Origin of the sequence: Loigolactobacillus rennini DSM 20253 (assembly GCF_001436505.1) — a bacterium.
In the GTDB taxonomy this organism is placed as follows: domain Bacteria; phylum Bacillota; class Bacilli; order Lactobacillales; family Lactobacillaceae; genus Loigolactobacillus; species Loigolactobacillus rennini.
In genome coordinates, this window is record NZ_AYYI01000068.1 from 12,561 (window position 1) to 25,376 (window position 12,816).

The window sequence follows — 12,816 nt, forward strand, 5'->3', positions numbered from 1 at the left end:
TATCTAACGCTAAAAAGCGCTTTCAAATCAGGTACACTTACACCATACCTAGTTTTATGGCTCAGCACAAGTCAAAATAATTCGATTGCCAAAATAATGATTCAACATGTAGCCAATAAAAAAACGCTGTGCCAAAAATAATCAGGCCACAACGTTTGTTTGTTCCTCACTTTAGATAGTGCTTACTGGCAGTGCTGTAAGTATTTCTGTAACACGTGACCAGAGTGGACGGTAACCGGTTGGTGGTGTCGGTAACCGGCCAGTAAAACACCGATAATTAACTGATCTGCGTCAAAGATGGGGACAGCCACTGCGCTGGTCAGATGTTCAACCAAGGTGATGGGCTGGTAAGTATCGCCTGCATAATGGTGGTGGGCCAAATCATTTTCAATGAATGGCTCGCCGGTGCGGATCACCAACCCAGCAATTCCGATCCCACTGCGTAAAACGATTTTGCGGAAACGCTGGTTAGTATTACCGGCCGCAAAGCGCCAACGGATTTTACGCCAGCTGGTTGTCTCTTGCAAGGCAACCCCAACAAATTCAAATGGTTCTTGTTGGTAAACGGTCTGCACCAGATGATGATAAAGGTTGTCTTGGGCAAGGTTTCCGTTACGCATCGTGCCACTCCTCTCTAATTATAGCATAATTCAGTCAAATGAAACGCTTGAAATTGCTTTTTACAACAAAAATGTTTTAAAAACTACATCAAAAATATAAATAAAGTTAATTCTTATCTTTCAAAAATTGTTCATAATGAGCATAATCTTGCCGCAAAGGTTGGATCTGTTGTTCCAGTCGGTCAATGGCTTCGCTTTGCTCTAAGGTGCGTAGTGCAGCGCGCTGGTCTGCAATTTCGTTTTCTAGTAAAGTGCGGCGGATACGTAGGTCCATCAACGCGATTTTAAGTAATTTTTGAAAATCTGCTGTCGTCATGTCACTTTGTTCTAACATGGCATCACTTCCTCATAAAGATTGACGGTAATTTAAATTACGTAAGGCTGGGCTAGTGGGCACTTGCAATGGTTGGCAACCTGCGCTGGCTACAATGAATGCCTTTAGATGGTGTTGTCTTTGCTTGAGCAGCTTAGCCAACGGGGCGTGTGTTGTTGTAAAGTGCGCTAGCGTATAGTGAGTGTGTTCCGGAGTTTGAATAAAACTTTGCGGCTGTTGGGCTAATTTTTTTAAAAGTGTTGTGGTTAAGTAGGGATAATCAGTTGCGACCATTAAATAGTCTTGTCGTTGTGGCTGCTTGGCTGTGACTGCGTACAAACCGGCTAATGGGCCGTAGTCTGGATATGCTGCCGGGTCAAGGCAAACTTTAATCTGTGGGTTTTGTTGAAATAAGGTTTGTAGTTTAGGGCCATTAATGCTATTGGCTGCTAGCCAGATGCGGTTAGTAAATGGCTGTAATTTAGCCACCATTAATTCAACGTTTGTTTGGGTTTGTCCAGGCATGACAAACAACGCTTTATCTTGACCAAAGCGGCGAGAACGACCACCGACTAAAATGATGCCATCAGGTTTCATCTTGGTAAACAAAGTGCCCACTTTTACCACCGCTTTTTTCAACTAAATGAACTTGGTCGATCAACATCCCACGGTCAATTGCTTTACACATGTCGTAAATGGTTAATAAACTGATTTGACAGGCATTTAAAGCTTCAATTTCTACACCCGTGACGTGTTTGGTTTTCACTGTAACTACTGCCGTGATGGTATCTTGCTGGTTATCGCTAAAATAAATATCAACGCCAGTTAACGGAATTAAATGGCACATTGGAATTAAATTGCTAGTTTGTTTAGCAGCCATAATTCCGGCAACCTGGGCAACGGCCAAAACGTCACCTTTTTTCATAGTGCCAGCATGGATGCGCGCTAATGTTTCCGGGTGCATTTTGATTTGACCTGTCGCTTTGGCTACGCGAGCGGTCACGGCTTTACTGGTAACATCGACCATTTTAGCCCGTTGCTGGTCATTAAAATGTGTCAATTCAGCCATTTAAAAACCTTCTTTCTTAAGATAACGCTGCAGCCAAACTTGCCGCTTTAACGTTGTACTAAAATCAATGCAGTTTTGCGGAACAGCTTGCGGATAAAGGCTGGTAAAAGCGATGATCTGCTTGATACCAGCAAAAACAGCTGCCGTTTCGCCGGGTCTTAATAACACCACTTTCGGATAGGGTGCAGTTTTAAAACCTTCTAATAGGCAAAATTGTCCTGGTTTAGCGTAAGTTTGTACTAGTGTTTTAGCTTGCGGTACTTGTGGCGCTTTCTGGTGACTCATCACAGCTTGATTGGTGACCAGGACTGCGGTTTGTGCGCCGGCAGTGGCAAATTTGGCAGTGTCGGTGCCCGGTTGATCCATTTGGGCTTGGTGCGGATCATGTTTGAGTACGCAAACACTTTGTTGTTGCTGTTTAAGTAACGTTAGAAAATCTTCAATGACGGTGGTTTTGCCACTATTTTTGTGGCCTATGATTTGTAAGGGAGTAACCATGTTTCCACCTGACTGTATAGCGGTAACGGTTCGTGGCTGTGCGGAATCTTGAATAAACAAGTGGTAGATTGTAGATTGCCTAGTGCGCCAGAAACATCACTGCCGTTTAATTGGACTTGGTAGTCACCAGCTTTAAACTGATAAGTCCCGCGTAAAACTTTGTCATAACCGTTTGTTTTTGGATAGAAGCGGCTCAATGTTGCCGTGACTTTTTGGCACTGGGAAGCGCGGCCTTGCAAACGGCTTAAAACAGGTTCGACAAATAAATAAAAGCCAGTGTAACAGGCACCTGGATTACCAGATAAGGCCATAATCAAGGTGTTGTGGTCAATAAAGGCAGTGGTGACACTACCAGGGCGCATTTTTAATTTATTGAAGATCAATTGATCAGCTTCACGAGCAGCAGTAGCTAAGTAATCAAAATCGCCAACGGATACGCCGCCGTCCGTGATGACAATGTCGTTTGTTGCCTGCAGTCGCTTAAGATTGGTTTGTAATAGTTGATAATCATCAGCAATTTGAATGCTTTCAGTCACTTCGCCACCATTTTCAGCCACTAAATTAGCAATTAAAGGGCCGTTACTGTTAAAAATTTTTCCAGGCTGTGGCTTAGCACCTGGTTGGAGCAATTCTGTTCCAGTAGTGATGATGGCAACCTTTGGTTTAGCATAAACTGTGACGCTGGTTTGGCCAAAAGCGCTGATTAAACTGAGACCACCAGGATTTAATTCACTACCAGCGGCGATCAATAAATCACCAGCTTTAAATTCTGATCCAGCAGGGGTGATGTTATCTTTTTTCTGGGTGGTCATAATTTTAATTTGTTCGGGATGATCAGGGACTTCCCGTGTTTGTTCGAGCATAATCACTTTAGCAGCATCGTCTGGAACAAACGCACCAGTCATGATACGGACCACTTCATTTTCACCTAATGAGCGGTCAAAAGTTGCACCGGCTTGAATTTCGCCCACGACATGAAAGATTTTAGGAAAATCGTGGTCGTCTGCAGCCCGGAGTGCGTACCCATCATAACCGGAGCGGCGGAAATTCGGATAATCATAGGCTGCTTTTAAATCTTGGGCTAATATGCGGTGATTTGCTTGAGCTACTGGAATCGTTTCTGTTTTAGGCGTTAAATCTAATTGCGCTAGTTTGGCTTGCGCTTCTTCTAAAGTGATGGGATGACGACGGATTAACATAAGTTGATCTACTTCCTTCTCTCAAAGAGTAAATGTTTTAATTCGGGCAAGATTAGTTGCTGAACTGCGGTATGGCAGGCATTAGTTGAACCGGGTAGCACAAAACAAAGCTGCTGACGAACGTTAAAACCGGCGATGGCACGAGAAGCCAGCGCGTGGGTGCCGATTTCAGCAAAACTGAGTTGGCGGAAATGCTCGCCAAAACCGGGAATAATCACAGGTAGTAAGGGTTTTAGCGCGGGAATCGTCACATCGCGTCGGGCGATACCGGTACCACCATTGGTGATAATTAAATCTGGATTGGCCTGTTCTAATTGTAAAAAAGCGCTTTGAATGGCGACGATATCATCGCGTACAACCAAGCGCTGTTTAACGGTAACTTTGGCAGTGGCTAAAGCTGTCGCAATGATCTGGCCGCTTTTATCGTTATCTAAAGTTCGTGTATCGCTGATGGTTAAGATGGCAGCGTTGATCATGGTCTTCCTTCTTTCTAACGGGCGATTTTAAGCAGTTGCCACAGTGCTTGATAATGCTGTTGGGCTTGTTTTTTCGTAGTTAATTCATACAGGTAAACTTTGCCCGTTTTAAAATAAGTGACCGGTGCTTGTTGCCAAGTAAATTGCACCATATTTTCTCGGGCACGGTAAGCTAATTGCTGTTGCGCTAAACTTTGGGTCACTGCGGCTAACGATAATTTTCGTGGCAAATAAACGGACCAAGCATTGCGGCCGCAAAGTTGACGCAATCGAGTGTACTCGGTTGTTGGTATGGCAACTTGCTGATGCTGACAAATCGGGCAATGGGGCCGCTTATGGACTTGAAACGTTTGTAATGTTGGTTGCCAGCAATTCACGGTGGTGAGCTGGTCTAAGGCGGCTTTTCCGGTGACGATGTAACGTAGTGCCATTGCGATTTGTAAGCCTGACAATAATGGAATCAGTGGCGTGGCCACCCCTAATAAATCACAATCACGTTCCTTTAGACGGGTTAAATCTGGGAAAAGGCAGTTTAGGCAAGGTCCTTGTTGGGGATCTAGCAGCATTAATTGGCCAGAAACACCAGCACAAGCGGTTAAGATAAACGGAAAATGGTGATTTAATGCCAAACGGTTCAGTAAATCACGGACACTGTAGTTATCACTGCAATCTAGTGCTAAGGTCAGCGGTTTCATTTGTGCGATCAATTCAGGGCGCAGCTCCACTGGAAAAACTTTTAAATTCACGTGGTGGTTGATCTGTTTTAACTTAGCAGCGGCTGCTTCAACTTTGAAGGCAGCAGCCTCAGCGTCCGCTTCGGTAAATAAGCTTTGCCGCTGCAGGTTAGTTGTGCTAACTGTATCAGGATCGACTAAATACAAGGTACCAACACCAGCACGGACCAACTGTTCTGCGGCATAGGTGCCTAAAGCCCCACAACCGACAATCAAAACGGTACTGGCACTAATTTTGGCTTGGCCAGCGGTGCCAATTTGTTTCACGCGAATTTGACGGTCATAACGTTGCATAAGTTGTTCCTCCGAAATTTAAACGCTGATTTTATCTCACAAGTGCGTTGGCTAGTTAAGCATTAATTTTAAGTTTATGAAGGATAAAATAAACGATTCACATTCGCACGATCCGCAAAGATCGGGCAATTCCCTAATCGCAGTATAGCATCGAGAATGATATTGTGAATATTAGGGAAAAGTCTTACTTTTAGTTATCAGCTTTAATGCTGTTTATTGAAAAGATCAAAACAAAGTTGATTTGGGAAGGACGTGAGGGATTGTGAAGTCGCGATTTTTTAAACCGGTTGAGAAATTTAACGGTAGTTTTACGCAATTAGAAGAAAATAATCGCCGTTGGGAAAAATTATACAAGCAGCGCTGGGCACACGATAAAGTTGTCCGCACGACCCACGGTGTCAATTGTACCGGTTCTTGTAGTTGGAATGTTTACGTGAAGCAAGGTATTATCACTTGGGAGCACCAAGCCACAGATTACCCGTCTTGTGGGCCTAATATGCCAGAATATGAACCACGTGGGTGCCCGCGGGGAGCCAGTTTTTCTTGGTATGAATATAGCCCAGTTCGGATTAAATATCCTTATATCCGGGGGAAATTGTGGCGTTTATGGTCAGATGCGAAAACGAAAACCGATGACCGAGTGGCTGCTTGGGCTAGTATTGTGGAAGATCCGCAAAAAGAAAAACAGTACAAAAGTGCCCGGGGCCATGGTGGTTTAGTGCGGGTCCACTGGGATGATGCCTTAGAATTAATTTCGGTTATGCTGATCTACACATTGAAAAAATATGGTCCAGACCGGATTGCTGGATTTTCACCCATTCCAGCCATGTCGATGATCAGCTATGCTTCTGGCGCACGTTTTCTATCACTATTAGGCTCAGAGATGCTGAGTTTTTATGATTGGTACGCGGATTTACCGCCTGCTTCACCACAAGTTTGGGGTGAACAAACTGATGTGCCAGAGTCGGCTGACTGGTATAACAGTCAATACATCATTATGTGGGGCTCCAATGTACCATTAACACGGACACCGGACGCGCACTTTATGACCGAAGCCCGTTACCACGGTGCTAAAATTGTTGCCGTTAGTCCAGATTATGCGGAAAATGTTAAATTTGCCGATAACTGGCTAGCGCCGCATCCCGGAACCGACGCGGCTTTGGCCCAAGGGATGACCCATGTTGTTTTAAATGAATATTATCAAAAACGGCAAGAACCGCAATTTATCAACTATGCCAAACAATTTACCGATTTACCGTTCATGGTCTTTTTAGAACCTAGTGCTGCGCAGCAAGCGCACTTTACTTCAGGCCGGTTTGTCCGCATCAGTGATTTAACCGATACGGAAGTGCCTAATGGGGCCTGGAAACCAGTGGTTTGGGATCAAAAACAGGCTAAAATGGTCGTCCCTAATGGGACTGTTGGGCAGCGTTGGGAAGATAATCGTCAGTGGAACTTAACATTAAAGGATGAAGCTGGCAATCCGATTGATCCGGCTTTAAGCGTGGCAGCGCAGCAACAAACCGTCCAAATCGATTTTCCTGTCTTTAATCAAAAGGGCAATGCCATTTCAACGCGGCATTTACCGGTTCAACGGGTAACATTAAAAAATGGCCAGCAAAAATTAGTCACTACCGTTTATGATTTGATGATGAGTCAGTATGGGATTAAACGTCAGCCTGATGACGATTTAGCTGCAAGTGGTTACGATGATGCTAACAGTGTTTATACACCAGCTTGGCAAGAAAAAGTGACTGGTGTTAAAGCTAGTTTAGTGGTCCAAATCGCACGGGAATTTGCGCAAAATGCCTTAGATACTGGTGGTAAATCGATGGTGATCATGGGCGCTGGGATCAACCATTGGTTTAACAGTGATATGAATTACCGAACGATCATTAATTTATTGATGCTATGCGGTTGTGAAGGTGTTTCCGGCGGTGGCTGGGCGCATTATGTCGGTCAAGAAAAATTACGCCCAGCTGAAGGCTGGGGCACAATTGCCTTTGCTAATGATTGGCAGCCTGGTGGCGCTCGCCAGCAAAACGGCACGTCGTTCTTTTACTTTGCCAGTGATCAGTGGAAGTATGATGAGCTGGATAACCGTGCGCTAAAATCACCTGTCAAACAAGTGAAACATCATTACGATCACCCAGCAGATTATAATCAATTGGCCATTCGCTTAGGTTGGCTACCCGGCTATCCGCAGTTTGATCGTAATTCATTAAGTTTTGCTGAAACGTACAAAACCCATGATTTGAAGCAATTAAGCCAAAAAGTGGTTCAAGAATTGAAGGACGGGCAATTGCATTTTGCGGCGGAAGATCCAGATGCGGCGCAAAATCAGCCGAAGGGGATGTTTGTTTGGCGATCTAATTTATTTGCGTCATCCGGTAAAGGTCAAGAATATTTCATGAAACATTTACTGGGCGCTGAAAACGGTTTATTGGCCAAAAGCAATGCCCGGTTTAAACCTACCCAGATGAAATGGCATGATGAGACGGTTGAAGGCAAATTAGATTTATTAGTTGCGCTAGATTTCCGGATGGTCACTACGCCGATGTACGCTGATGTGGTTTTACCAGCAGCGACTTGGTATGAAAAAGAAGACCTTTCCTCAACTGATATGCACCCATACATCCACCCGTTTAATGCAGCAGTTGCCCCGTTATGGGAATCAAAAAGTGATTGGCAAACCTTTGCGGCACTGGCAGGTAAGTTCTCAGCGCTGGCTAAAACTTATTTTCCAGCACCAGTTTATGATTTGAAGACCCAGGCATTGGGCCATGATTCACCAGGTGAAATTGCACAGCCTTACGGTGAGATTAAGGATTGGAAAACTGGTGAGGTTGAGCCGATTCCAGGAAAAACAATGCCTAAACTGGCTTTGATCAAACGTGATTATACACAAGTTTATGCAAAGTACACGGCTTTAGGGCCGCATGCTAATGGCAATCTTGGTAATAATGGCTATGCATACAGCGTTAAACCAGAATATGAAGAATTGAAAGCTCGCAATTCAACTTGGCCAACTGGTATTCGTCAAGATTGTCCTAAATTAGATCAAGATAAAAAAGTAGCCGAAGCTGTGTTATTACTTTCTAGTGCAACTAACGGCCATGTTGCACAGCGTGCTTGGGCGGATGCCGAGGCGAAAACTGGGCAAAAGTTGCAGGATATTAGTATCGGCCGTAAAGAAGAAAAAATCACTTTCAAGGCCATTACAACTGAACCGCGTGAAGCCATTCCAACGCCGATCTTTAGTAGTTCAAAACACGACGGTCAGCGGTACTCACCATTTACGGTCAATATTGAGCGGCTAGTCCCGTTCCGGACGTTAACTGGCCGCCAACAATTCTATTTGGATCATGAAGTATTCCAAGAATATGGTGAGGAATTAGCCACCTTTAAGCCGACTTTGCCACCTACCGTTATGGGACCTGAAGACGTTAAGATTACGCCAGTTGACCAAGAATTGACGTTACGCTACATGACACCACACGGTAAATGGAACATTCACACCACTTATTATGACAATTTAGAAATGCTGACCTTGTTCCGTGGGGGACCGAATGTTTGGCTCAGTCCAGTCGATGCGGATAAAATTGGCATTCAAGATAATGATTGGCTAGAGTTGTATAACCGCAACGGGGTAGTCACAGCCCGTGCTGTTGTCAGCCATCGGATGCCAGAAGGTACCATGTACATGTACCATGCGCAGGATATGGAAATTCAAGAGCCATTGTCTACCATTACGGGTAATCGTGGTGGCAGCCACAATGCGCCAACACAAATCCACATTAAACCCACACAGATGGTTGGTGGGTACGCGCAATTGAGCTATGGATTTAATTACTATGGTCCAATTGGTAATCAGCGTGATTTATACGTTAAAGTTAGAAAATTAAAGAAGGTGAACTGGAATGCGGATTAAAGCACAAATTGGGATGGTTTTAAACCTAGATAAATGTATTGGCTGCCATACTTGTTCGGTTACTTGCAAAAATACTTGGACCAATCGGCCTGGTGCAGAATACATGTGGTTCAATAACGTTGAAACCAAACCAGGTGTCGGTTACCCCAAGCGCTGGGAAGATGAACAACACTACCACGGTGGCTGGGAGCTAAACCAGAAAGGGAAGCTACAATTAAAGGCTGGAAACAAATTAAATAAAATTGCGTTAGGTAAAATCTTTTATAATCCAGACATGCCAGAATTAGATGATTACTATGAACCTTGGACCTATGACTATCAAACGTTATTTGGTCCAGAAAAGAAACATCAGCCAGTAGCCCGGGCTAAATCACAGATTACTGGTGAATACATGGATTTAAAAACAGGACCTAACTGGGATGACGATTTAGCAGGCTCGCCTAATACGTTTGATCAAGACCCAAACATGCAAAAAATTGAAGCAGACATCAAAGCAAATTTTGAACAAGCCTTTATGATGTACTTACCACGGTTGTGTGAACACTGTTTAAATGCACCTTGTGTCGCTTCTTGTCCTTCTGGTGCAATGTATAAACGGGATGAAGACGGCATTGTCTTAGTAGATCAGGAACGCTGCCGCGGCTGGCGGTTTTGCATGTCTGGCTGCCCGTATAAAAAAGTTTACTTTAACTGGCAAACGCATAAAGCGGAAAAATGTACTTTTTGCTATCCACGGATTGAAGAAGGTTTACCAACGGTTTGTTCTGAAACTTGTGTTGGCCGGATTCGTTACATTGGCGTGATGCTTTATGATGCTGACCGCGTTGCAGAAGCAGCTGAGGAACCTGATCAGACAAAATTATATGAAAGCCAACTGAGCTTATTTTTAGATCCTAACGATCCTGAAGTGATTAAACAAGCTTTAGCTGATGGCATTAGCGAAGATATGCTAGATGCTGCCCGGCGTTCACCAATTTATCGGATGGCTGTAGAAGAAAAAATTGCTTTTCCGCTTCATCCAGAATACCGGACCATGCCGATGGTTTGGTATGTACCACCGTTGTCTCCAATTATGAATTACTTTGAAGGTCGGGATTCCATCAATAATCCAGAAATGATCTTTCCAGGGATTGATGAAATGAGAATCCCTGTTGCTTATTTAGCCAATTTATTGACAGGTGGTAATCAAGAAGTGATTAAAACTGCGTTATATAAATTAGCCATGATGCGCCTTTACATGCGGGCACGGACCAGCGGCAAAGCATTTGATACGGATAAATTATCCCGAGTTGGTTTAACGGCTCAGACAGCAACTTCTTTATATCGGTTATTGGCCATTGCTAAATATGAAGATCGGTTTGTGATTCCAAAAAGTCACAAGGAAAAAGTGGAAAATGGTTATGAAGCCCAAGGAACAGTAGGCTATGATGAATGCCGCGGTTGTAGTTTGGCGCCACAACATGGCAGCATGTTCCGTAAAGCTGAAGCCGGAAAGTCATCGGCGGAAATTTACGCCGAATCATTTTATGGAGGGATTTGGCGTGATTAAAATTGAACGTGTCAATCAATTACGGCCAGGTTTCGTTTATTTTGCCCATTGGTTGGACTATCCTGATGATGAATTGCGTCAGTCAACATTAGTTGCTGATTTTGAACGTGACTATCCGCAAACACCACAAAAAGCAGCTTTTAGCGCTTGGTTAACGCAGCAGCAACAAAAATCGTTACTGACTTTGCAACAAGAATATGCTAATTTGTTTGATCTGAATAAACGCTTCACCCTTTATTTGAGTTATTATCGTTACCAAGATTCACGGGAGCGGGGTCAATTACTGGCTAAACTTAAAATGTTGTATGAAATGTTTGGGGTGGCCATTGATGGTAATGAATTAGCTGATTACCTGCCATTGATGCTAGAGTTTTTAACTTATGGTAATTGGCAGCAGGATCCGCGGCAACAAGACATCGCGTTAGTCTTTCAAGTGATCGAAGATGGGACTTATCACATCTTGCAAAATCAAGGGGAATACGCGCATGAACCTTATTTACACCTAGTCCGTTTATTGCGGCAAGAATTACGTTCCTGCGTGATGACGCAACAGGAGGTGTCTTAAATGGCAAGCCATCCATTTGAATATTTTCTTTGGACCATTTATCCGTACTTAATGCTAGGTTCTTTCTTTTTCGGTACGATTATTCGGTTTACTTTCTTTCATGCCGGAGTGACTGCAAAATCCAGTGAAATGTTAGAGAAAAAAAGGTTGATGGTAGGTAGCACCTTATTTCACGTGGGGATTATCGGTGTGTTTTTCGGCCACATTATGGGCGTTTTAATCCCGAAAGCCTGGACAGACGCACTGGGAATCAGTGATTATGTCTATCATCATTTCATCGCGATTCCTGCGGGAGCTTTCTTTGGGATTTTAGCTACTGTTGGGGTTTACATGTTGTGTTGGCGCCGTTTCCGTAATCACCGGGTCTTTCGGACCAGCTCAACAGCAGATTTGATTGTCATCGCTGCTTTAACCATTGAAATTACGTTAGGAATGTTATCGTCATTTGTGACAGCGCCAGTACACCCAGACTTTAATTACCGGACATCATTGGCAATTTGGGCGCGGCAGTTGTTTTACTTCCAACCGGATTTTCGGTTAATGTTAGCAACACCGCTAATGTATAAACTCCACGTTATTTTTGGTTTGATGATTTTTGGTGCCTTTCCGTATACGCGATTAGTGCACGCTTTAGCGCTACCTTGGCGTTATGTTTACCGGCGCTTTATCGTCTATCGGCGGCGGCCGCAAGTTTAACTGATTCAAATAAAAAGCGCACAGTCACTAATCTGGAATGACCGTGCGCTTTTTTATTTTTCTGCTTGATAAACTAAAATGTCTCCTGGTTGGCAGTCTAGCGCAGCACAGATCGCAGCGAGGGTGGAAAAACGGATGGCTTTTGCTTTGCCTGTTTTTAAAATAGACAAATTAGCAACCGTGATGTCCACCTTTTGTGCTAATTGCGTGAGGGTCATTTTTCGTTGTGCTAAAACAACGTCCAGCTTTACGTCAATTTTCATGGCACACCTCAAATCGTTAAGTCGTTTTCAGCTTTATAGGTCCGCGCGCTGGCTAGTAATTTTTCTAACAGGGCGGCAAAAACACTAATGACAATTGCCGCGCCGGTTAAGATAATGCCGATTAATAAAATTCCCGGTGCATCTGCGTGATCTGCAATCACATATAAAACCGGTAATTCTAGCAAGTAACAGGCACTCATCAGTAGTGTGCCGATTTTAATCCGATGTAAATTGGCGCTAGATTGCAGCGTAAATACAGTTTGCTGGGCAATCGCTTGAAGTAAGCGTAGCGTCTGCCAAGCTATCCAACTGAACAGGATTGCGGTTATGAAATTGCCAACCGATATGGATGATATTAGGGATGGCAAAACAACAACCGCCAAGCACCACCAATACTAAGCCAATTATAACCGCTTTTAAAAAAGTCGTTTCTTGATGCAAGCTGGTTCCCTCCTTGAAAATTTTCAATTTAGCTAATACAATATTGAATTTCAATAATAGTTTATCGTTTTTCGATAAAAAAGCAAGGACTTCAGTTAACTTTTAAGCGTATTTTAAAAATTAATTAGTTAATAAAAAACAGCAACCTTCAGTTACCAAGTAGCTTGG

At 43.7% G+C, this 12,816-nt stretch carries 15 protein-coding genes; 4 read left to right on the plus strand and 11 right to left on the minus strand.

The genetic code is table 11. The features are described from left to right. Nucleotides 1-182: 182 nt before the first annotated feature. From FC24_RS08400 to FC24_RS08435, 8 genes are all read right to left on the minus strand, one after another. A complete protein-coding gene (locus FC24_RS08400) occupies nucleotides 183-620 on the minus strand; it encodes a GAF domain-containing protein (protein WP_057874446.1) in 438 nt (145 codons plus the stop codon). Nucleotides 621-726: 106 nt separating this feature from the next. After that, on the minus strand, nucleotides 727-954 hold the full coding sequence (locus tag FC24_RS08405; RefSeq protein WP_057874447.1) for a hypothetical protein: 228 nt from the start codon (nucleotides 952-954) through the stop codon (nucleotides 727-729). Nucleotides 955-966: 12 nt separating this feature from the next. Continuing rightward, nucleotides 967-1,551 (minus strand): molybdenum cofactor guanylyltransferase, encoded by a 585-nt coding sequence (locus FC24_RS08410; protein WP_235807359.1) that lies wholly within the window; start codon nucleotides 1,549-1,551, stop codon nucleotides 967-969. Next, the gene (gene moaC / locus FC24_RS11775; RefSeq protein ID WP_057874449.1) at nucleotides 1,520-2,002 is read right to left on the minus strand and encodes a cyclic pyranopterin monophosphate synthase MoaC; all 483 of its coding nucleotides are present in this window, start codon (nucleotides 2,000-2,002) and stop codon (nucleotides 1,520-1,522) included. The genes FC24_RS08410 and moaC overlap by 32 nt, the downstream gene beginning before the upstream one ends. After that, nucleotides 2,003-2,500 carry a molybdopterin-guanine dinucleotide biosynthesis protein B gene (gene mobB / locus FC24_RS11780; RefSeq protein ID WP_057874450.1) on the minus strand — a complete coding sequence of 166 codons (498 nt, stop codon included), beginning with the start codon at nucleotides 2,498-2,500 and terminating at the stop codon, nucleotides 2,003-2,005. Then, nucleotides 2,476-3,699 carry a molybdopterin molybdotransferase MoeA gene (locus FC24_RS08425; protein ID WP_057874451.1) on the minus strand — a complete coding sequence of 408 codons (1,224 nt, stop codon included), beginning with the start codon at nucleotides 3,697-3,699 and terminating at the stop codon, nucleotides 2,476-2,478. The genes mobB and FC24_RS08425 overlap by 25 nt, the downstream gene beginning before the upstream one ends. An 8-nt stretch (nucleotides 3,700-3,707) precedes the next feature. Beyond that, on the minus strand, nucleotides 3,708-4,175 hold the full coding sequence (locus FC24_RS08430) for a MogA/MoaB family molybdenum cofactor biosynthesis protein (RefSeq protein ID WP_057874452.1): 468 nt from the start codon (nucleotides 4,173-4,175) through the stop codon (nucleotides 3,708-3,710). Nucleotides 4,176-4,189: 14 nt separating this feature from the next. Next, nucleotides 4,190-5,203: a HesA/MoeB/ThiF family protein gene (locus tag FC24_RS08435; RefSeq protein WP_057874453.1), complete on the minus strand. Its 1,014-nt coding sequence runs from the start codon at nucleotides 5,201-5,203 to the stop codon at nucleotides 4,190-4,192. A gap of 262 nt (nucleotides 5,204-5,465) precedes the next feature. On the opposite strand from FC24_RS08435, the gene FC24_RS08440 reads away from it, so the two are divergent. From FC24_RS08440 to narI, 4 genes are read left to right on the plus strand one after another with little or no spacing between them, the layout of a single operon-like run. Further along, nucleotides 5,466-9,134 (plus strand): nitrate reductase subunit alpha, encoded by a 3,669-nt coding sequence (locus FC24_RS08440; RefSeq protein ID WP_057874454.1) that lies wholly within the window; start codon nucleotides 5,466-5,468, stop codon nucleotides 9,132-9,134. After that, on the plus strand, nucleotides 9,124-10,683 hold the full coding sequence (gene narH / locus FC24_RS08445; RefSeq protein WP_057874455.1) for a nitrate reductase subunit beta: 1,560 nt from the start codon (nucleotides 9,124-9,126) through the stop codon (nucleotides 10,681-10,683). Before FC24_RS08440 ends, narH begins: the two co-directional genes overlap by 11 nt. Further along, nucleotides 10,676-11,248 carry a nitrate reductase molybdenum cofactor assembly chaperone gene (gene narJ, locus FC24_RS08450; protein ID WP_057874456.1) on the plus strand — a complete coding sequence of 191 codons (573 nt, stop codon included), beginning with the start codon at nucleotides 10,676-10,678 and terminating at the stop codon, nucleotides 11,246-11,248. The genes narH and narJ overlap by 8 nt, the downstream gene beginning before the upstream one ends. Beyond that, a complete protein-coding gene (gene narI / locus FC24_RS08455; protein WP_057874457.1) occupies nucleotides 11,249-11,944 on the plus strand; it encodes a respiratory nitrate reductase subunit gamma in 696 nt (231 codons plus the stop codon). 53 nt (nucleotides 11,945-11,997) lie between these two features. Here narI and FC24_RS08460 read toward each other — a convergent pair whose 3' ends face one another. From FC24_RS08460 to FC24_RS11785, 3 genes are read right to left on the minus strand one after another with little or no spacing between them, the layout of a single operon-like run. Then, entirely contained in the window at nucleotides 11,998-12,207 is a 210-nt protein-coding gene (locus FC24_RS08460) for a helix-turn-helix domain-containing protein (protein ID WP_057874458.1), read from the minus strand. Between the two features lie 8 nt (nucleotides 12,208-12,215). After that, entirely contained in the window at nucleotides 12,216-12,536 is a 321-nt protein-coding gene (locus FC24_RS11365) for a DUF2975 domain-containing protein (protein WP_235807360.1), read from the minus strand. Next, a complete protein-coding gene (locus FC24_RS11785; RefSeq protein WP_057874459.1) occupies nucleotides 12,445-12,648 on the minus strand; it encodes a hypothetical protein in 204 nt (67 codons plus the stop codon). Before FC24_RS11785 ends, FC24_RS11365 begins: the two co-directional genes overlap by 92 nt. Nucleotides 12,649-12,816 lie beyond the last annotated feature (168 nt).